Source organism: Sanguibacter gelidistatuariae (genome assembly GCF_900096585.1).
In the GTDB taxonomy this organism is placed as follows: Bacteria; Actinomycetota; Actinomycetes; order Actinomycetales; family Cellulomonadaceae; genus Sanguibacter; species Sanguibacter gelidistatuariae.
Genome location: NZ_FMYH01000001.1, coordinates 1,027,210 through 1,046,975, shown reverse-complemented (window position 1 = coordinate 1,046,975; position 19,766 = coordinate 1,027,210). Strand labels below are relative to the sequence as shown.

Below are 19,766 nucleotides of genomic sequence, written 5' to 3'. Positions count from 1 at the left end.
GTGAACGGAAGATGAACAGTGCACAGACAGTTCGAAGCGCGGTCGCTCGAGCGCGCGCCGACTCCGGCAATGCCCGACGACGCGTGCCCAGGGTGGGCGCGCGTCGTCGGGCATTGCGGGTGATCGAGGTGGGACCGGTCAGGCGATCTCGACGAACTTGTAGCCGAGGCCGCGCACGGTCAGCAGAAGCTCCGGGGTGGCAGGGTCGGCCTCGACCTTGGCGCGCAGCCGCTTGACGTGCACGTCGAGCGTCTTGGTGTCGCCGACGTAGTCGGACCCCCACACGCGGTCGATGAGCTGGCCGCGGGTGAGCACCCGGCCGGCGTTGCGGAGCAGGAACTCGAGCAGGTCGAACTCCTTGAGCGGGAGGGAGACGACCTCCCCGCGCACCGTGACGACGTGCCGCTCGACGTCCATCTGCACCGGGCCGGCCGTGAGCAGGTCCTCCGCCGGGTCGTCGCCGGGCTCTGGCGCGGGCTGGCGACGGCGCAGCACGGCGCGCACCCGGGCCAGCAGCTCGCGGAAGGAGTAGGGCTTGGTGACATAGTCGTCGGCGCCGAGCTCGAGGCCCACGACCTTGTCGATCTCCCCGTCCTTGGCGGTCAGCATGATGACCGGGACGTCCCCGCGCTGGCGCAGCTCGCGGCACACCTCGGTGCCCGAGAGCCCGGGCAGCATGAGGTCGAGCAGCACGAGGTCCGCGCCGCCTGCGTCGTAGGCGGCGAGCGCCTCGGGGCCGGTGGCCACGGCGACGACGTCGAAGCCCTCGCGGGTCAGCTGGTACGTGAGCGGTTCGCGGTAGGACTCTTCGTCCTCGACGACCAGGATGCGGATCACGCATCCACCTCCTTGTGCGGGTCGGGTGAATCGTTCGGGTCGTGCGGGTCGGTGGGGCCGGGCGGGGCCGATCCCGGGTGGGCGGCCGGGATCCGCAGGGTGAAGGTCGACCCGCGGCCGGGCTCGGACCAGATCTTCACGTCTCCCCCGTGGTCGGCCGCGACGTGCTTGACGATGCTCAGACCGAGGCCGGTCCCGCCGGTGTCGCGGGAGCGCGCCGGGTCCACCCGGTAGAAGCGCTCGAAGACGCGGCTCTGCTCCGCGGCGGAGATCCCGATGCCCTGGTCCACGACCGCGATCTCGACGAGATCGCCGGCCAGCTTGACGCCCACCCCGACACGGGTGTTGGGACCGGAGTAGGCGACCGCGTTGTCGAGCAGGTTGCGCACGGCGGTGACCAGCAGGGAGTGGTCCCCGTACACGGTCAGGCCGCTGTCGCCGCCGAGGGAGAGCGTGATCTCCTTGGCCGCGGCGACCACCCGGGCCCGGTCGGCGGCCTCGTCGATCACCGCGTCGATGTCGATCACCGACACCTCTGGCAGCGCCCCGGCGACCTGCAGCCGGGACAGCTCGATGATCTCGTGGACGAGCGCGGCGAGCCGGGTCGACTCCTGCTGCATGCGGCCCGCGAAGTGGCGCACCGCATCGGGGTCGTCCGCGGCGTCCTGCATGGTCTCGGCGAGCAGGGAGATCGCTCCGATGGGCGTCTTGAGCTCATGAGAGACGTTGACCGTGAAGTCCCGGCGGATGGCCTCTATGCGCCGCGCCTCGGTCCGGTCCTCGGCGAGGACGACGACGTGCTCGGTGTCGAGGTTCGCGACGCGGACCTGGAGCATGACGCGGCCGCGTCCGACCGGGCCGCGCGGCAGCTCGAGCTCGTCGTCGGCGATGACTCCGTCGCGGCGGACCGCGTCGATCATGTCCTGGATGGACGGGTGAGCGATGGCGTCCCCGCGGACCAGGCCGAGCGCGTAGGCCGGCGCGCTCGCGCGGATGACGGTGTCGTCCGGGCCGAGCACGACCGCCGCGGAGCGCAGGATCGCGAGCACCCGCACGACGCCCGGGTCGAGCTCGGCCGGAGCCGTCTCGGGGACCCTGCGCTGCTGGTGCTCGCTCACCCGAAAAGCAAGGGTCGCGGCCACCCCGGTCACAAGTCCGAGCAGCCCCGCGACCACGATCTGAAGTCCGTCCACGCCGACCACCCTACGGTCCTCGCCCTGCCACCCCTCGCATACCGGGACTCTCTCCCCCGTCGGGCGGCGCGGATCCGCGGCAATCCGGGGAGCCGGCGGGCCGGCGTCGCACAGTGTTCATCTAGAGTCGGTGCGGCGTTCACCCTTGCGCTGCCCGCCCCACACCTGAGGTTGTCATCGTTGCGGCTGCACCACACCACGAGAGGGAACACATGCGCGAGATCTTCGAAGCCGAACTCCAGCAGGTCGGTGATGACCTGACCGAGATGAGCCGCCTGGTCGACTCTGCCATCAGCCGCGCGGGAACGGCGCTGCTCACCGCGGACCTGCAGCTTGCCCAGTCGGTCATCGCCGACGACCGAGCGATCGACCAGCTCGAGCGTGATCTCGACGAGCGGTGCGTGCTGCTGCTCGCCCAGCAGCAGCCGGTCGCCACGGACCTGCGCGTCGTGGTCAGCGCCCTGCGGATGAGCGCGACCCTGGAGCGGATGGGCGACCTCGCCCGGCACATCGCCCAGGTGGCCCGCGGCCGCTTCCCCCGCCACGCGATCGACCCGAGCGTCGAGGCCACCTTCGCCTCCATGCACGACGCCGCAACCCGCGTCGCGCGTCGCACCACGACGCTCCTGCAGACCCGCGACCTCACGGTCGCGGCCAACATCGAGCGCGACGACGACCTCCTGGACCAGCTGCACCAGGACACCTTCGCCGCCCTGCTCACCGACTCCTGGACCGGCGACGCCCAGGCCACGATCGACGTGACGCTCGTCGGGCGCTACTACGAGCGGTTCGGAGACCATGGGGTGTCGGTGGCTCGAAGGGTTGTGTACCTGGTGACCGGGGACTTCGCCGAGGATCGCGGGACGCCGGCAGTCTCGGCCTAGCCCCTTCGCTCGCCGAACTCGTGAGCGAGTCGCCGAACTCGTGAGCGAGTCGCCGAACTCGTGAGCCAATGGCCGTTCCCGCCATCCAACGCCCCTGGCTCACGAGTTCGGCGAAGGATTCACGAGTTCGGCGGGGTGGTGGCGCATTCGGGGCGGCCACCGGGCGCAGATCGACAGCAGAGACGACAAGAGGCTCGCTACCTGGTGGTAGCGAGCCTCTTGTCGTTGTGCGAGTCCGGTCAGCGACCCTGGTTCGCGACCGCGGCCACCGCGGCAGCAGCTGCGGCGGGGTCGAGGTAGCGACCGCCCTTGACCGTCGGCTTGAAGTTCTCGTCCAGCTCGTACACGACGGGGATGCCGGTCGGGATGTTCAGCCCGGCGATGTCCTCGTCGGAGATGTCGTCCAGGTACTTCTCGATCGCGCGGATCGAGTTGCCGTGCGCGGCGACGAGCACAACCTTGCCGGCCTTGAGGTCGGGGATGATGTCGGACTCCCAGTACGGCATCTCGCGCTCGAGGACGTCCTTGAGGCACTCGGTGAGCACCTGCGGCTCACCGGCGTAGCGCGGGTCGGCGTCCTGAGAGAACTCCGAGCCGAGCTCGACCGCGGGCGGCGGAACGTCGTAGGAACGACGCCACAGCATGAACTGCTCCTCGCCGAACTCGTCGAGGGTCTGCTTCTTGTCCTTGCCCTGGAGCGCACCGTAGTGGCGCTCGTTGAGGCGCCAGCTGCGCTTGACCGGGATCCAGTGGCGGTCGGCTGCGTCGAGCGCGAGGTTCGCGGTCGTGATCGCGCGGCGCAGGAGCGACGTGTGCACGACGTCGGGCAGGATGCCGGCTTCCTTGAGGAGCTCGCCTCCACGCGTGGCCTCTTCGACGCCCTTCTCGGACAGCGGCACGTCGACCCAGCCGGTGAACAGGTTCTTTGCGTTCCAGTCGCTCTCGCCGTGGCGGAGCAGCACAAGGGTGTATGTCATATCCCTATCTTGCCGTATCCGGGGCCCGGTGCGCGTGGGCCTTTCGACCGATGGACACCGCTGGTGGGCGGGCCACCGCTCACGTTGTCAGCCGCGCGCGGCGAGGGAGTAGACCTTGAGGGTCTCCTCGGCCGTGGTGTCCCAGCTGAACCGGGCCGCCACGGTGAGTGCGCCGCGCGCGAGCGCGGCGCGACGGACGTCGTCATGCAGCAGCTCCGCCAGGACCTTGGCCCAGCGGTGCGGGTCGTGGTCGGGGACGAGGACGCCGGACACACCATCTTCGACGGCCGTGCGCAGCCCGCCGACGTCGGCCGCGACCACCGGCGTGCCGCACGCCTGCGCCTCGACCGCGACGAGGCCGAAGGACTCGCTCCGCGAGGGCACCGCGACGAGGTCCGCGGCGCGGAACCAGCGCGCGAGCTCGGTCCGCGGGACCGCCGGCCGGAAGACGACGTTCTCGCTGACCCCCACCTGGTAGGCGAGCGCCTCGAGCTCGCGCAACGCCGTCGGGCGCCCGCTCGCGCCGCCGATGATGACCAGGGTCGGCACCTCCTCGCCGTGGTCGGTGAGCACACCGAGGGCGCGGATGAGCACGTCCGGCGCCTTGAGCAGCTGGACCCGACCGGCGAAGACGACGATCTTGGCGTCGGCCGCCAGGCCGAGCCCGGCGCGCTCGGCGGCCTTGTCCGCTCCGCCCGGACCAGTCGGGGAGAAGATCTCCAGGTCGACGCCGGGGGTGACGACGTGCACCTTGGCCGGGTCGGCCTGGTACTGCGTGATGAGGTCCTGGGCCTCCGCCGGGGTGTTCGCGATCAGCGCGTCCGCCTCCGTCACGACCTGCTCCTCGCCGATGATCCGCCCCATGGGTTCGGGGGTGTCGCCGGGGGCGAGCGTGAGGTTCTTCACGCGGGCCATGGTGTGCATCGCGTGCACGAGCGGGACGTTCCACCGGTCCGCGGCCAACCACCCCGCCTGCCCAGAAAGCCAGTAGTGGGAGTGCACCACGTCGTACCAGCCGACCTGACGGGCGGCTTCCGTGCGCAGCACACCGGCCGAGAAGTAGCAGAGCTGGCCCGGCAGGTCATTCTTGTCGAGCCCCTCGAAGGGCCCGGCGGTGATGTGCCGCACGAGGATGCCGCTGGCGACCTCGACGAGGTCGGGCTGGGCCGAGGAGGTGCGCCGCGTGAAGATCTCCACGCTCGCCCCGCGCCGGGCGAGGGCTGCGGACAGCTCGGTGATGTAGACGTTCATGCCGCCGGCGTCACCCGTGCCGGGCTGGGCGAGCGGGGAGGTGTGGACGGAGAGCATCGCCACGCGAGGCGAGTCGCTCGTCATAGCCGTCCCGGGGTTGTACGCATGGTCCCAGTCTCGCACCTCCGGACGCTGCGGCGGACGCTGGTGGAGCGGTCCGGACCGCTCATCCGGGCCAAAGGTCCTACGCCGAACTCGGTGCGTAAGCGACGATTGATTCATGGAACAGCAGGCAGCGCCTCAGCGCATCGCGGACCCTCTCGCAGCCCTGCGCCTCATGCTCGACGAGAGCCCGGAACAGCCCGAACCGGTTGTGCCCGCTCCCGCCGCCGAGTGTGAAGCCCTGACCGACGATCACCTGGTGTGCGGCTGCAACAACGTCAGCGCCGGGGAGATCCGGGAAACCCTACGGTCCGGGCAGTGCGCCAGCCTCGACGACGTCCAGGTAGCCACCCGTGCCGGAGGCGGCTGCGGTCACTGCCTGCCGGTCGTCGCCGGGCTCGTCGAGGTCGAGCTGAGCCGGGCCCGGATCGGCTGACGCTCCGCCCCCTCCTCACTCGTGGCCCATGGGCCTCATCCCGCACACCCCAGGTCCGTCGATGCGACGCTCATCATGATGAGCGTCGTTGTTCATTTGTCCTGACAATCTGTTGACAGGTTGCTACGGTGGTGTCTAGATTATGGGCAGTGCCAACGAGGGCGCTCACGACCAACGGAGGTCGACCATGACGGACCCCGCAGGAGCACCCCCCTCCTTTCCCACGTTCGGCTCGCTCGACGACGGGAGAGCCACACTCGTCGCAGCCCGGACCACCCCGACCGCTCTCTGGAACGACTCGGCGGACCCCGCCGAGCTCATCCGTGCGATCGACCACGGAGCCGTCGGAGCGACGTGCAACCCGGTCATCGCGCTCACCACCATCCGTGGGAACCCCGGCATGTGGGGCCCCCGGCTCGCCCGCCTCGCCAACGAGAACCCCCACGCCAGCGAGAACACCATCGGCTGGCTCGCCATCGAGCAGATGTCCATCGACGCCGCCAAGCTCCTCGAGCCGGTCTTCCACGCCCACCACGGCCGCAACGGCCGCCTCTCGGTGCAGACCGACCCCCGTCTGCACCGGAGCACCGACGCGCTCGTGGCCCAGGCGCAGCACTTCGACTCCCTCGCCCCCAACATCATCGTCAAGATCCCCGCGACCCAGGCCGGGATCGAGGCCATGCGCCAAGCGACGTACCTCGGCATCAGCATCAATGCCACGGTGTCCTTCTCAGTCGCGCAGGCCGTCGCCGTCGCCGAGGCGGTCGAGGAGTCTCTCCTGCGCCGCGAGGCCGAGGGCCTGGACACCACGACCATGGGACCCGTGTGCACGATCATGGGCGGCCGGCTCGACGACTGGATCAAAGAGTCGGCGGTCCGCGACCGGGTCCTGATCGACCCCGGATACTTCGAGTGGGCGGGGGTCGCCGCCCTCAAGAAGGCCTACCACCTGCTCCGCGAACGCGGCCTGCGCACCCGTATCCTCTCGGCGGCCTTCCGCAACCACCTGCAGTGGAGCGAGCTGCTCGGGGGCGACCTCGTCGTCTCCCCGCCTTTCGACTGGCAGCTGCGGATCAACGAGAACCACCTCTCCCCCGAGGCGCGCATCGACGTGCCCGTCGACCCGGCCATCGTGGGCGCCCTGCACGAGCGGTGCCCGGAGTTCCGCAAGGCCTACGACGAAGACGGCATGACCGTCGAGGAGTTCGAGGAGTTCGGGGCAAGCCGGCGTACGATGCGCCAGTTCCTCCAGGCGAGCGCAGAGCTCGACTCCCTGGTCCGCGACCTGCTCGTCCCTGAACCCGGATCCTGACGCCCGCGACCACCCGACATCCCCTGACTTCTACCACCCCGATGAGCTGCAGAGACGCAGAGCAGGAGGTATTCGCACCACCAGGGCCGCAACGACGCGGCCCCCGCACGCAGCCACACTCCAGCAGGTTCACGACCCGCACCGGAATCGCCCCGGTGACCACGACACACACCTTGGAGCACGACGTGACTCAGCACAGAAAATCCTTGTTCGTCGGATCCCTCGTGGCGCTCTCCCTGGCGCTCACTGCCTGCGGGGGAACATCCGGACCCGAGCAGACCATCGACACCACCAAGAACGCCGAGGCCACCAAGGTGACCCTCAGCTTCACGTCCAACGCGATCCTCGGTGGCAAGAACGAAGCCGAGGCGCAGTGGTACCAGGACTACATCATCCCCGAGTTCACCAAGCAGCAGAAGGCCAAGGGCATCGACGTCACGCTCACCTTCGAGCCCAACGGGGTCGACGACGAGAAGTACAAGACCAAGCTTGCCCTCGACCTGCAGTCGAAGAGCGGCGCCGACGTGATCGGGATGGACGGCATCTGGGTCGGCGAGTTCGCCGAGGCCGGGTACATCAAGCCGCTGACCGATGTCGCCGGGGCGGATGTGGACAGCTGGGAGGGCTGGGACCAGATGTCCGAGGCCGTCCAGCAGGCCGCGGCCTTCGACGGCAAGCGCTACGGCATCCCCCAGGGGGCCGACGGCCGGGTCCTCTACTACAACAAGACGCTCTTCGAGAAGGCGGGGCTGCCTGCCGACTGGGCCCCGGCCAGCTGGGACGACATCCTCGCCGCGGCCCGAGCGCTCAAGGCCGCCGGTGTCTCCGTGCCGATCCAGCTCAACGCCGGGACCGCCATGGGTGAGGCCACGACCATGCAGGGCCTGCTCCCCCTCCTCGTCGGGACCGGGACCAAGGTCTGGGAGGACGGCAAATGGATGGGCAACTCCCAGGGGCTGCGGGACGCGCTCACCCTCTACAAGACGATCTACGTCGACGAGGGCCTCGGCGACCCCGTCCTGCAGCAGGAGACCGCGGGCCGCGACAAGTCATTCAGCGAGTTCGCCTCGAGCGACGTCGGCATCCTCATCGAGAGCGACTACCTGTGGCGCTCGGTGATCAACCCGGACAGCGGCACCGCCCCGATGCCGGACCGCGACTCCGTCGTGGGATACACCAAGATCCCAGCACAGACCCCAGGCTCGGGAGTCGACGGCCAGGACTTCGTGTCCATGTCCGGCGGCGCCGCCCGAGTGCTCAACCCGAACACGGAGTTCCCGCAGCAGGCCTGGGAGCTGCTGGCCTTCATCAACTCCAAGGAAGCCTTCCAGAACCGCGTCGCGTCCAGCCCGATCATCACTCCGCGTGCAGACGTCAACCAGATCGTCCTCAAGGACAACCCGATGCTGAACTTCGTCGCGACCGAGGTCCTGCCCATCACGGCGTACCGTCCCGGCCTCGCCGAGTACCCCGAGGTCTCCCTCGCCCTCCAGGAGGCGACCGCCCAGGTCGTCGCCGGCACGTCGGTCGACGATGCCGCAGCGGCCTACCAGACCGCCGTGGAGAAGATCGTTGGAAGTGAAAATGTCGCAAGTAGCTGACCCGCTCGTGGCTACGCCCGGTTCCCGCAAGGGAACCGGGCGCAGGCCCGTGCGACACGACGACGTCGCCGGCCTCGGCAAGCTCCGGGCCGGGTTCTTCGTCGCCCCTGCCCTGGCGCTCGTCGGACTCTTCCTCGTCTTCCCCGCGGTCTGGACCGCGTACCTGGGGATGACCAACTACAAGCTCACGGGGCTCAGCGCGAAGGCGCCCGACTTCGTCGGGCTCAAGAACTTCACGGACACGCTCACCGACCCGGCATTCCACGAGTCCCTCAAGCTCACGCTCGTCTTTGTGCTCTTCTCCGGGATCCTCGGGCAGTCGCTCCTGGGCTTCGCCGCCGCCTGGGTGCTCCGCACGACGAACAAGGTCGTCAAGAGCCTCATCGAGTTCCTCGTCCTGCTCGCCTGGATCATCCCGAGCTCGGTCGTGTCCTTCCTCTGGGTCGCACTGCTGGACCGGGGCGACGGGACGCTCAACGCCATCCTCGGGACACAAGGGACCTCGTGGCTCACCGAGTACCCGATGCAATCGATCATCTTGTTCAACATCTGGATCGGCACCGCCTTCTCGATGCTGTTGTTCAGCTCGGCGCTGGCCTCGGTTCCCCCGAGCCAGATGGAGAGCGCACGGATGGTCGGCGCCAACACCTGGCAGGTGCTGCGTGACATCGTCCTGCCCCACATCCGGGGGCACATCCTCACGAACACCCTTCTCATCACGCTGTGGACGTTCAACACCTTCACGCCGTACCTGCTCACCGCCGGCGGCCCCAACCACAGGTCGGAGATCTTGCCGGTCTACATCTACAAGGTCGCGATCGCCGGTGGCCACCTCGGCGTCGGCGCAGCGATCTCGCTGATCATGCTGCTCATCAACCTCGTGATCGCGGCTGTCTACCTGCGAGTTCTCAGGGAGCGAAAGTGACTACTACCCAGACTCCGGTCAGCGCGCCAGGGGCACGCCCCGACGTGACCTCGCTGCCCCGGCGCATCCGCTCGAACCGCTCCGTCATGCACTACGTCGGATCGGTCCTCAAGGCCCTCATGTGCGCCCTGATGCTCGCCTTCTTCGCCTTGCCGTTGCTGTGGCTGGCAACCGCGCCCTTCGACTCGGCCCCCTCGTTGTCCCTGGCCTGGCCGGAATGGACGCTCAAGAACTTCAAGGTGCTGATCGACAACCCCTACGCCTTGAGAAGCCTGGCCAACTCGATCATCCTGGCCCTGGGCGTCACGGTCATCGTGCTCGTCTTCGGGTCGATCGCCTCCTACGCACTGTCCCGGGTCAGGATTCCCGGCCGGGACACGCTGCTGTACGCGCTCCTGCTCCTGTCGTCGATCGTCACCGGAACGGCGGCCATGGTGCCGACCTTCCAGCTCATGAACCAGCTGGGGCTCATCGACTCCCAGCTCGGGGTGATCCTCGTCATGGCGGCGGGCGTCATGCCGACCGTGATCTTCATCCTCAAGGACTTCATGGACTCCGTCCCCCGGTCCTACGAGGAGTCCGCACGGCTGGCCGGAGCCGGACCGCTGCGCATCCTGATCGACGTCGTGGTCCCGATCGCCCGTCCCGGGCTCGCGACGATCGCGGTCTGGGCCGTCGTCCAGGTCTGGGGCAACTTCCTCATCCCGTACATCCTGCTGCGCAGCCCCGACAAACAACCCGCTGCCGTGGTGATGTACACGTTCTACACCGAGGGCGGACAACCCAACCTCGCACTCATCTCGACGTTCTCGTTGCTGTTCTCGGTTCCGGTCGTCGCGATGTACTTCTTCGTCAACCGCAAGTTCGGGTTCCGATTCCACGGAGGTATCAAGAGCTGATGGCTGCCATCACCACACAGTCACTTGTCAAGGAGTACCCCGGCGGGGTGCGCGGCGTCGACGAGATGGACGTGACCATCAACGACGGCGAGTTCTTCGCACTGCTGGGCCCGTCCGGATGCGGCAAGACGACCCTCCTGCGCACGATCGCAGGCCTCGAGGAGACCACCTCCGGGACGATCTCGATCGGGAACCGGGACGTGACCGACCTCAACCCGGGCGACCGCGGTGTCTCGATGGTCTTCCAGGACTATGCGTTGTTCCCGCACATGAACGTCGAGGACAACATCGCCTACCCGATGCGGGTACGCAAGGTCGCCAAGGAGGCCCGCCACAAGGTCGCCCACGAGACCGGCTCGGGACTGGCCCTCGACGGACTCATGGCCAGGCGCCCCAACCAGCTCTCGGGCGGCCAGCAACAACGAGTGGCGCTGGCCCGCGCCGTCGCGACGAGGCCGGACGTCCTGCTCCTGGACGAGCCGCTGTCCAACCTCGACGCCCGGCTCCGCCTCGAGGCGCGGACGTTCCTCAAGGAGCTCCAGCGTGACCTCGGGGTGACGACGGTCTTCGTCACGCACGACCAGGCGGAGGCATTGGCCCTGGCGGACCGCATCGCGGTCATGAAGTCAGGCAAGCTCCAACAGCTCGGCACCCCGCGGGAGGTCTTCCGGCGCCCGTCCAACACCTTCGTCGCCGGGTTCATCGGGTCCAACCCGATGAACCTCGTGACCACGACGCTGGGCACCGGGACGATCCGCATCGGCGAGCAGGAGATCCCCCTGCCCAGCTCCCTCGCGGACCTGCCCGGCCTCGACGCCGGCCGCTCGATCGTCTGGGGGGTCCGGCCGGAGTATCTCCAGCTGTCCGAGGACCCCCTCGATGTGTCCTTGACCGGAGAGGTGACCGTCGTCGAGAACCTCGGCGCCTCCTGCCTCGTCTCGGTCCTGGTCGGCGACACCCGGCTGCAGGTCGTGGTGTCCGAGGACGACGAGCCGGCCCCCGGTACCAAGGTCTGGGTGACCGCTTCCGAGCGGCACTCGCTGCTCTTCGACACCGAGACGACGGAACGCATCACGCCATGAGGACCCAGATGATCCGCCGTCGGTTCACCCTCGAGGACCGGGCGACCGCGATCTGGCCGCTGGTTCCCTTCGAGGTCACCCCGCACGAGGAGGCGGTCGAGGTCGAGCTCGACTTCGACCGCGCCCGCGGGGTCGTCGACCTCGGCTGCCTCGGCGCGGACGCCTCCGGTGAGCCGACGCTATGGCGCGGCTGGTCGGGTGGCGCACGCTCACGGTTCGCGATCACCCGGGACGACGCAACACCCGGATACCTGCCCGGGGAGGTCACTGCGGGCACCTGGGCGGTGGTCCTGGGTCTGCACCAGCTCCCGTCCGACGGGCTCGAGATCACGGTGACGATCCGCACCGGGGCGAGCGCCCGCATCGAGGAGGAGCCTGCGGCTCCGACCCCGGTCGAGGCTCCGCGCGGCTCAGCCCGGGGGCTCCCAGCGGCCCCGGGCCTACGCTGGGTCGCAGGCGACTTCCACGCGCACACCCTTCATTCCGACGGCGCACTGAGCATCCGTCAGCTGACCCACCTGGCAGCCCAGGAGGGGCTCGACGTGCTCGCGGTCACGGACCACAACACCACGAGCCACCACCGCCACCTTCCCGGGGTCGGCGCCGAGTACGGGGTGCACCTGCTCCCCGGGCAGGAGGTCACCACGTCGCGCGGGCACTCCAACGCCTTCGGCGACATCGGGTGGATCGACTTCCGGACTCCCGCCGACGACTGGTTCTCCGTCGTCGCCGCACGTGACGGCGTCGCCTCCGTCAACCATCCCCTGAGCGGCGACTGCTCCTGGCAGCACCCGCTGTCTACGCACCCGGGCTGCCTCGAGGTGCTCCACTCGACCTGGCTCAAGGACCGGACCTGGACCGGTCCCTGGGCGCTGTGGCCGGTCTGGGGACTGGACGCCGTGCCGATCGGCGGCTCCGACTTCCACTCCCCGGCCCGCGGTGACCAGCTGGCCCGGCCCACGACCTGGCTCGCAGTCGACGAGGGTGCGCTGACCAACGACCGAGTCCTGGACGCCCTGCGGCTCGGTCGTACCGCCGTGTCGATCGGTGTGCGAGCCGCGGTCCTGCTGCGCACCGATGACGAGCTCCACGCGATCGACGCCGACGGAGCCGTCCTCATCGACATCGACGGCCGCAGCCGGATACTGCACGGCGACCACGTCCGGCTCCGCGCCGACGTGGTCGGGTCCTCGGACGGCGTCCCCGGCGCCGGTCGCGGTCCCTACCGCCTCGAGACTCCAGACCGCGAGATCCTCGCCCTGTGCTCCTGACCCGCCCATCCCGCGCGCTCGACCGGGCGCCCACACCCCAAGGAGCTCGATGAGCACCGCACCGCGCGACCCAGCAGGCCCCGCCGCCCCCGAGATCGTCCTCGTCCCGCACACGCACTGGGATCGCGAGTGGTACGAGCCCTTCGACGTCTTCCGGCTCCGCCTCGCCCATGTCCTCGGGTCGATCCTCGACACGGCCCTGGCCGACCCTGACTTCCGCTTCACCCTCGACGGCCAGGCTGCAGCCGCGGTCGACTTCCTCGAGATGCGGCCCGAGCGCCGCGCCGACCTCGAGCTCCTGGCCAGCGAGGGTCGGCTCGCAGTCGGACCCTGGTACATCCTGCTCGACGAGTTCCTGTGCTCGGGCGAGACGATCGTCCGCAACCTCGAGCTCGGCTGGCGCACGGCCGCCGAGCTGGGGACCCCGATGCCGGTCGGCTATCTCCCCGACATGTTCGGCCACACGGCTCAGATGCCTCAGATCCTGCGCCGCTTCGGGATCGAGCACGCGGCAGGCTGGCGCGGAGTTCCCGCCGCCGTCGACAAGCACGCCTTCCGTTGGCAGGCCCCGGACGGGTCGACCGTGCGCTTCGAGAACCTCTTCGACGGCTATGCCAGCGCGCTCGACCTGTTCGCCGTCGACGGGAAGCTGACCGGGCTGGCCCACGAGTACCGCGAGCGCACCGCGTCCTGGTACGACGACGAGCCCGTCCTCGGTCTCGTCGGGTCAGACCACACGAGCCCCCGCCCGGACCTGATGGACCTCGTACGCCAGCACAATGCCGAGAACCCCGACTTCCAGTTCACGGTCGCCACGCTGTGGGAGTACCTGGCGGGCCTGCCAGTTCCCGGACCGGACCTGGCGGTGCACACGGGTGAGCTGCGATCGCACGCCCGCGGGAACCTGCTGCCAGGTGTCTTCTCCATCCGCACCGGCATCAAGGAGGCGATGGCCCGTGCCGAGCTCATGGTGACGCAGGCGGAACGCCTGAGCGCGCTGTGGTCGGACGAGGACCACGACACCTTCCTCGCCCTCGCCTGGCGGCGCATCATCGAGTCGACGGCGCACGACTCCGTGACCGGCTGCGGCGTCGACGACACGGCCGAGCAGGTCGAGTCCCGGCTGGCCGGCGCGAGGCACGTGGCACGGGCGGTCCGTGACCGGGTCCTGGCCCGGCTCGCCCAGGACGTCCCGGCCGACGCGCTGCTGGTCGCCAACACCCTGCCGGCCGCGCGCACCGTCCAGGTCGAGGCCGAGGTCGCGCTCCGGCATGCCTCCGACCAGGTCACGGCCACCGCCTCAGACGGCACGCCGCTCGTGGTGCAGCCGTTCGAGGACCTCGAGACCGTGCTCGGCGACGAGACCTTGGCCTCGTCGGACCTGATCCGGCTGCTGGCCCGGGTGCACGGCCGGGAGCTGTTCGGGCAGCTCGTCGAGAGCTACACCTGGGGGGAGGACACCCTCGAGTTCATCGTCGCCGAGGTACCCGAGACGGACGCGTTCGACGTGTCGGAGCTGCGGGCCGAGATCCTGCAGGCCATGGAGCAGGCCGGGCCGTGGGCGGTGCGGACCATCGCCCGGCCGCGCCGCCGGGTGCTCGTCGAGGTGCCGGTCCCCGCGCTCGGCCACACGAGCGTGCACCTGGGCCACACACCTGCCGGGGCGGACCCCGGTCGGTCGCAGAGCTCAGCCGGCGACGTCGAGGTCGGCCGCGCGGCCAACGGCTGGCCGCAGCTCACGTCACCGCTGGTGACCGTGACCGTGCAACCCGACGGCACGCTGCGGGTCGAAGGGGCGGACGGAACGGTGCTCGACGGCGTCGGGCGGCTCGTCGACGAGGGCGACCGCGGCGACTCCTACAACTTCGGTCCCTGCGCCCGCGGAGGCGTCGTCGACACGGCGCACCCGCTCGCCGCGAGCGACATCACCGTGGCGCACACCGGACCGATACGGGCCGTCCTGCGCTACGACCGCGTGCTCGACGTCCCGGCCGGACTGGCCGAGGACCACGACGAGCGCTCCCCCCGGACCGTTCCGATGACGGTGACCACCGAGGTCGAGCTACGAGCCGGTGAGCCGTTCGTCCGGCTCGCCACGACCGTCGTCAACCCGGTCCCCGACCACCGGCTGCGGCTGCACGTCCCGACCGCGGCAGTCGGGTCACCGGCCACCTCGTGGGCGTCCTCCGCCTTCACAGTGACCGAACGAGGCCGGCTCGGCGAGGCTGGCTGGGGCGAGTACCCGCTGCCGACGTTCCCAGCGGAGACGTTCGCCTCGGCCGGTTCGGTGTCCGTCCTCACGGACCGCGTCATGGAGTTCGAGCTCGTCGACACCGACGGCTCGGCCGATCTCGCCTTCACCCTCGTCCGTGCTGTCGGCCTCATGAGCGTCAACGTGCACCCGCTGCGCGACGAGCCGGCCGGCTCTCAGATCCCCGTGCCCGGCGCCCAGTACATCGGGCGATCGGTGACCACGCGGCTCGCGGTGCTGCCGTCCGCGGGAGATCCCTCGTGGCTCGCGGCCGGCGCTCCCCGGCAGGCGGAGACGTTCCGGCACCCGGGCCTCGCCGTCCGCGGTTCCGCGCCGCTCGGCGGTCCGCTGCCGGCGGACGGGACCGGGCCGCAGATCGACTCCGACGTCGTCGTCCTCACGAGCCTGCGGCCCGTGCCACGCGACAGCGGGCGCGGTGACGGCTCGCGCGGCGGCGAGATCGAGGCGCGCGTCGTGGCGCTCACACCGGATCGCGCGCAGGTCGCGCTCTCCCTCGGTGCAGGCACCCGCCGCACCGATCTCCGTGGCCGCGGCGACGAGCCGGTCGAGGGCACCGTGACGATCACCCCGTGGGAGATCGTCACGGTCCGAGCGCCCCACGCCTCTCCCGTCTCCTAGGCGCCGCACGAAGACAGCCCAGGATCTTCTCCTTCGGGGAGCGGTCCTGGGCCTTCGCGGGTGTGGGGACTCAGTCCTCGTCGATCTCGACCCCGAGGACGTCGTCGATCTCGGAGAGTGAGCTCACGAGCGCCGGCTGCTCGGCGCTGCCGACGAGCTGGAGCTCGACCTCGACGGTGTCGCTGGCACCGGCGGGTTCCTCGACGTTGAACTCGTGCACGACGAAGCCGCTCGCCGTGCACTCCGAGATGACTCGCCGGAGCACGCCGGCGCCGTCGCGGTAGCGCACCTTGACTGTGATCCGGCTCCCGTATGTCTTCCCGAGCAGTCGCGAGAGCAGCGGGTATCCGTGGATGACCGCGAAGTACGCCGCGGTCACAAAGATCGCGTGGTAGACCAGCCCGCCCCCCGCGGCCGTCCCGACCGCTGCCGTGAGCCAGATGGAGGCGGCGGTCGTCAGACCGCGGACCTGGTTGCGCCGGACGAAGACGAGCCCCGCGCCGATGAAACCAACGCCCGAGACGATCTGGGCCGCCACACGCGAGGGATCGAGGCGGACCAGATCGACCTGGAGGACGTCGTCGAAGGCGTACTTGGAGACGACCATGAACAGCGCCGCGCCAAGCCCGACGAGGGTATGGGTCCGCAAGCCCGCCTGCTTGTGGCGGATCTTGCGGTCGAGGCCGATCAGCGCCGACAGCAGAAGGGCAATGAGCAGGCAGACTCCCTGCATCCACTCCGGTGACGCCTGCGTGAGAATCAAGGGGAACACTCCCCACCGAGCTCCACACCTGCCGACTGCGCGAGGGCGTGGGCCATCAGCTGTGCCGTGGCGATGTCGGCCCGCCCGTGGGCGACTCCCGACCGTGGGGCGGTACCATCCACGACCATCGCATGGAAGGCCACGAGCTCGTTCTCGAAGGCCTCCGTCGACGCGCGCGACACGGCCCGTTCCTCGCCCGTGCCCGTGGCGCTCACGACCGTGAGCTCGGTCGGCAGGTTGAGCACGTACGGGACCCCGAAGACGAGCTGGACGCTTCCGGTCCCGTGGTGGATCGTCACGGTCTCCCGGTAGGCCGGGTAGCCGGGGATGAAGTGCCACCCGATGTGCAGGCGGGCACCGCCCGCGATGCTCCCGGACACCTCGACCGATCCGGGCATCACGTCCGGCGGCCAGTGCCGCGCGCCGTCGATGTCTTCGATGCCGCCGAGCAGGTGCCGGAGCAGCGACACGTCGTGGACGATCGAGCCCAGCAGCACGTTCGTGTAGAGGGTCCGCAGCATCGCCGGTGCCGCGACGCCCACGGCCGCGTCGACGACGAGCGCCGTCCGGTCCGTGAGCGCTGCGAGCGTCACGGGGTCGACGTCGGAGGGGGCGGGCAGCAGGTTGGCGAAAGCCAGCTGGGCACCGTCGGCGGGATGCAGGACCTCGACGTCGACTGCCCTGATGCCCGTAGCGGGGATCGCCGAGCGCGCCTGGACGACGGCGTCGTCGTACTCCTTCATGTACCCGACCAGGACGAGCGGGCGGCCTTGCTCGGCCTCGGCCGTCGCGATCGCGTCCGCCTCGGCGAGGGTGAAGGCGAGCGGCTTCTCGCACAGGACGGGGATCCCGCGACGCACGCACTCGAGGGTCTCGGGTCCGTGCGAGCCGCCGGTGAGCAGCACGACGCCGTCTATCGGGCCGGCGTCGAGCATGGAGACCAGGTCGCTATGGCGACGCTCCTGGGGAATGCCCAGGCCGGCTCCGACCATGTCCCGTCGCTGCCGGGAGAGGTCAGCGATCGCCGTGACGTCGAAGAGGTCCCAGCGGCGACGCAGCAGCGGCAGGTGCGCGGTCTGCGCGATCCCGCCCAGGCCGACGACGCCCAGGCGCAGCGGGGCGGCGGTCGGCTTGCTCACGGGAGCCACCTGCGCAGCGCCTCACGGTTGGCCTTCTGCGCCCGGAAGGCCGTGTCGAAGGGGTCCTCCGGAGCCGGGATGTAATCCTGCTCGACGAGCGCCCAGCCCCGGTAGTCCGAGGCGAGCAGATCGGGCATGAAATCGGCTGTCCGGAAGTCGCCGGTCCCCATGGGAACGAACACGTTCCCGGCCCAGGCTGCTCGCATGTCCCCGCGCCCCTTGACGACCGCGTCGAGCGCAGACTTGTCGGCGTCCTTGAGGTGGATGTGGTTGATCCGGTCCCCCCAGGCCCGCAGGGCCGTGAGCGGGTCACCGCCGCCGAGGATGAGGTGCCCGGTGTCCAGGCACAGCCCGACGTCGGTGAGGGCGAGGAGCCGGTCGATCTCCTCGGGGGTCTCGACGTACGTGCAGACGTGGTGGTGGAAGGTCGGTTCGAGGCCGGCGGCGCGGAAGCGGTCGACAACGTGCTGGAGATTCTCGGCGAACACCTTCCACTCCTCGTCCGTGAGCCCGATCCCGGGCGCGGCGCCGCCCGGGTTGGCCTGCCGCACGGGTGAGCCCGAGCAGGCAAGGGTCGGTCGTGGCGGGCGGTCCGGGTTCACCTCCGCCCCCTCGAGGAAGTTGGCGATCCTGTCGTCGAGGTTCCCGACAGCCGCCCGGAAGTCCTCGTTGCTGCGGAACGGGTAGTCGAGCCACCCCCCGGCGAGGGCGAGGCCATGTCGTCGCAGCCGGTCCTGGAAGTCACCACCGCGGCCGAGGAATCCGCTCGGGCCCAGATCGATGCCCTCGTACCCGGCCTGGGCGACGAAGGCCGCGCACTCTTCACCGTCGGGAGTCTTCCCGCCCTTGTCTGCGCCCAGCTCGAAGACTCCATAGTTCACCGGGGCGTCTGCAACCCAGATCTCGCTCGTCATCGATCGTCACCTCTCATCGCCGCCCATCGGTGCGCACCTTTGCAGACCAGATGCTGGCAGGCGCGCCTGACCAGGCTCCGAGCATGCCCCCTACGGGGCATCAGGTCAAGCATATGTCCTGACATGCTCGCAGAGTCGGCCGGGCGCTCGTGCTGGCTGGTCGACTCAGACCGGCAGCACGCAGGCAGGAGCCGGCAGGTCGAGATGGTCGGCGATCTCGCCGACTCCGGTGACGGGGTCGATGCGGAGAACCGCGAGGTTGGAGGAGTTCTGGTTCGCCACGACCACGAGGTCACCGTCGTGACCGGCGTCTCCGGTCACAACGGCGAAGTGGCGCGGCCACACCCCACCGATCGGGGTGTCGGCGAGGTGGGTGATCGACGTGCCGTCGGCCGTGACCGCGAAGGTCGAGAGCACGTCCGGCCCGCGGACCGCGACGTACAACCGCGAGCCGTCGGCGCTGAGCGCGATGTGCGAGGGGTAGGACCCGGTCCCCGGGTCCGCGGTCACGCAGGCGGGGAGCGAGGCGTAGGCCTCCCAAGCGTCCACCGCGGTTGGGTCGGTGCGCAGCAGGTGCACCCGCGAGTCCAGCTCACCGACGACGAAGACCGTCCCGCTCGGGTGCGCCACCGCGTGGCGCGGGCCGGCTCCGGCGGGCAGCCGCGCGGCGATGCCGGCCGCGGCGATCCCGTCGAGCGGGACGGCGGCACCGGCCCCGGCAGTCCCGTCCGTCCCGGCGGCGGTCGTGTACCGACGGATCTCGTCGGTCGTGTACCGGCGGATCTCGTCGGTCCCCAGGTCGACCACCCACGCATCGTCCCCGTTCGGCGCGGACAGGCAGTAGTGGGCGTGCGGTCCTTCCTGGCGGCTCGCGTCGGGCCCCGACCCGGCATGCCCGAACGAGGCGACCTCGTCGGTGAAGGCTCCGTCGGCGTCGAGCCCAAGCACTGTGAAGGTGCCCGAGCTGTAGTTCGCGACCCACAGGACACGCTCCCGCGCCACCACGTGGCAGGGGTGCACCCCGCGCGTCGGGCGGCTCTCCCGCTCCTCGAGGGCGTCACCGGTGAGCGCGAACGCGGTCACGCGTCCCTCGTCCAGCTCGGCGACCGCGAACACGGTCCCGCCGTCCGGGTGGAGCGCGACGAAGGACGGTGACGGCGTCTCCACGAGCAGGCGTGCCCCGGTCAGCGTGCCGGAGGCCTGGTCGAGGTAAACCTCCCAGAGGCCTTCGCCCGAGCCTGCGGTCTCGCCGACGGGATATGTACCGATGATCAACCGTTGCACAACAAC

At 70.0% G+C, this 19,766-nt stretch carries 17 protein-coding genes; 9 read left to right on the top strand and 8 right to left on the bottom strand.

Annotated elements, in window-relative coordinates; all coding sequences use genetic code 11:
• Positions 1–138 precede the first annotated feature (138 nt).
• Together BLQ50_RS04680 and BLQ50_RS04675 are read right to left on the bottom strand one after the other, a co-directional pair.
• A complete protein-coding gene (locus BLQ50_RS04680; RefSeq protein WP_093181538.1) occupies positions 139–837 on the bottom strand; it encodes a response regulator transcription factor in 699 nt (232 codons plus the stop codon).
• Complete coding sequence (locus BLQ50_RS04675; RefSeq protein WP_425424075.1) at positions 834–2,030, bottom strand: sensor histidine kinase; 1,197 nt, start codon at positions 2,028–2,030, stop codon at positions 834–836. The genes BLQ50_RS04680 and BLQ50_RS04675 overlap by 4 nt, the downstream gene beginning before the upstream one ends.
• Before the next feature lie 212 nt (positions 2,031–2,242).
• Between BLQ50_RS04675 and phoU the strand changes: the two genes are divergently transcribed.
• A complete protein-coding gene (gene phoU / locus BLQ50_RS04670; RefSeq protein WP_093181534.1) occupies positions 2,243–2,914 on the top strand; it encodes a phosphate signaling complex protein PhoU in 672 nt (223 codons plus the stop codon).
• Positions 2,915–3,153: 239 nt separating this feature from the next.
• On the opposite strand, the gene BLQ50_RS04665 is transcribed toward phoU, so the two are convergent.
• Positions 3,154–3,891, bottom strand: coding sequence for a phosphoglyceromutase (locus BLQ50_RS04665; RefSeq protein WP_093181532.1), 738 nt, complete (start codon positions 3,889–3,891; stop codon positions 3,154–3,156).
• Between the two features lie 87 nt (positions 3,892–3,978).
• A complete protein-coding gene (gene mshA / locus BLQ50_RS04660; protein WP_093181530.1) occupies positions 3,979–5,226 on the bottom strand; it encodes a D-inositol-3-phosphate glycosyltransferase in 1,248 nt (415 codons plus the stop codon).
• A 136-nt stretch (positions 5,227–5,362) separates the two neighbouring features.
• Between mshA and BLQ50_RS04655 the strand changes: the two genes are divergently transcribed.
• The 8 genes from BLQ50_RS04655 to BLQ50_RS04620 all read left to right on the top strand — a co-directional run bounded on the left by BLQ50_RS04655 (position 5,363) and on the right by BLQ50_RS04620 (position 15,660).
• Positions 5,363–5,680: a (2Fe-2S)-binding protein gene (locus BLQ50_RS04655; protein ID WP_093181528.1), complete on the top strand. Its 318-nt coding sequence runs from the start codon at positions 5,363–5,365 to the stop codon at positions 5,678–5,680.
• A gap of 187 nt (positions 5,681–5,867) precedes the next feature.
• Positions 5,868–6,992, top strand: coding sequence for a transaldolase family protein (locus BLQ50_RS04650; RefSeq protein WP_093181526.1), 1,125 nt, complete (start codon positions 5,868–5,870; stop codon positions 6,990–6,992).
• A 185-nt stretch (positions 6,993–7,177) separates the two neighbouring features.
• Positions 7,178–8,593: an extracellular solute-binding protein gene (locus BLQ50_RS04645; RefSeq protein ID WP_245700882.1), complete on the top strand. Its 1,416-nt coding sequence runs from the start codon at positions 7,178–7,180 to the stop codon at positions 8,591–8,593.
• Positions 8,577–9,518: a carbohydrate ABC transporter permease gene (locus BLQ50_RS04640; RefSeq protein ID WP_093181523.1), complete on the top strand. Its 942-nt coding sequence runs from the start codon at positions 8,577–8,579 to the stop codon at positions 9,516–9,518. Before BLQ50_RS04645 ends, BLQ50_RS04640 begins: the two co-directional genes overlap by 17 nt.
• On the top strand, positions 9,515–10,417 hold the full coding sequence (locus BLQ50_RS04635; protein ID WP_245700881.1) for a carbohydrate ABC transporter permease: 903 nt from the start codon (positions 9,515–9,517) through the stop codon (positions 10,415–10,417). Before BLQ50_RS04640 ends, BLQ50_RS04635 begins: the two co-directional genes overlap by 4 nt.
• Positions 10,417–11,499, top strand: a complete 1,083-nt coding sequence (locus BLQ50_RS04630) for an ABC transporter ATP-binding protein (RefSeq protein WP_093181521.1) — start codon at positions 10,417–10,419, stop codon at positions 11,497–11,499. Before BLQ50_RS04635 ends, BLQ50_RS04630 begins: the two co-directional genes overlap by 1 nt.
• Positions 11,496–12,770, top strand: a complete 1,275-nt coding sequence (locus BLQ50_RS04625) for a CehA/McbA family metallohydrolase (RefSeq protein WP_093181519.1) — start codon at positions 11,496–11,498, stop codon at positions 12,768–12,770. The genes BLQ50_RS04630 and BLQ50_RS04625 overlap by 4 nt, the downstream gene beginning before the upstream one ends.
• Positions 12,771–12,819: 49 nt before the next feature.
• On the top strand, positions 12,820–15,660 hold the full coding sequence (locus BLQ50_RS04620) for a glycoside hydrolase family 38 N-terminal domain-containing protein (protein ID WP_093181518.1): 2,841 nt from the start codon (positions 12,820–12,822) through the stop codon (positions 15,658–15,660).
• A gap of 70 nt (positions 15,661–15,730) precedes the next feature.
• On the opposite strand, the gene BLQ50_RS04615 is transcribed toward BLQ50_RS04620, so the two are convergent.
• The 4 genes from BLQ50_RS04615 to BLQ50_RS04600 form a co-directional block, all read right to left on the bottom strand.
• Positions 15,731–16,423 (bottom strand): MgtC/SapB family protein, encoded by a 693-nt coding sequence (locus BLQ50_RS04615; protein WP_245700880.1) that lies wholly within the window; start codon positions 16,421–16,423, stop codon positions 15,731–15,733.
• Entirely contained in the window at positions 16,420–17,562 is a 1,143-nt protein-coding gene (locus BLQ50_RS04610; RefSeq protein ID WP_175559011.1) for a Gfo/Idh/MocA family protein, read from the bottom strand. The genes BLQ50_RS04615 and BLQ50_RS04610 overlap by 4 nt, the downstream gene beginning before the upstream one ends.
• Positions 17,559–18,476, bottom strand: coding sequence for a TIM barrel protein (locus tag BLQ50_RS04605; protein ID WP_093181514.1), 918 nt, complete (start codon positions 18,474–18,476; stop codon positions 17,559–17,561). The genes BLQ50_RS04610 and BLQ50_RS04605 overlap by 4 nt, the downstream gene beginning before the upstream one ends.
• 165 nt (positions 18,477–18,641) lie before the next feature.
• A complete protein-coding gene (locus tag BLQ50_RS04600) occupies positions 18,642–19,760 on the bottom strand; it encodes a lactonase family protein (RefSeq protein WP_093181512.1) in 1,119 nt (372 codons plus the stop codon).
• Positions 19,761–19,766 lie beyond the last annotated feature (6 nt).

Bases quoted from the DNA above. Each gene is read 5' to 3' on its own strand.
- phoU (WP_093181534.1), top strand. From the start codon at position 2,243: ATGCGCGAGATCTTCGAAGCCGAACTCCAGCAGGTCGGTGATGACCTG.
- BLQ50_RS04665 (WP_093181532.1), bottom strand. From the start codon at position 3,891: ATGACATACACCCTTGTGCTGCTCCGCCACGGCGAGAGCGACTGGAAC.
- mshA (WP_093181530.1), bottom strand. From the start codon at position 5,226: ATGACGAGCGACTCGCCTCGCGTGGCGATGCTCTCCGTCCACACCTCC.
- BLQ50_RS04655 (WP_093181528.1), top strand. From the start codon at position 5,363: ATGGAACAGCAGGCAGCGCCTCAGCGCATCGCGGACCCTCTCGCAGCC.
- BLQ50_RS04650 (WP_093181526.1), top strand. From the start codon at position 5,868: ATGACGGACCCCGCAGGAGCACCCCCCTCCTTTCCCACGTTCGGCTCG.
- BLQ50_RS04640 (WP_093181523.1), top strand. From the start codon at position 8,577: ATGTCGCAAGTAGCTGACCCGCTCGTGGCTACGCCCGGTTCCCGCAAG.
- BLQ50_RS04630 (WP_093181521.1), top strand. From the start codon at position 10,417: ATGGCTGCCATCACCACACAGTCACTTGTCAAGGAGTACCCCGGCGGG.
- BLQ50_RS04625 (WP_093181519.1), top strand. From the start codon at position 11,496: ATGAGGACCCAGATGATCCGCCGTCGGTTCACCCTCGAGGACCGGGCG.
- BLQ50_RS04620 (WP_093181518.1), top strand. From the start codon at position 12,820: ATGAGCACCGCACCGCGCGACCCAGCAGGCCCCGCCGCCCCCGAGATC.
- BLQ50_RS04605 (WP_093181514.1), bottom strand. From the start codon at position 18,476: ATGACGAGCGAGATCTGGGTTGCAGACGCCCCGGTGAACTATGGAGTC.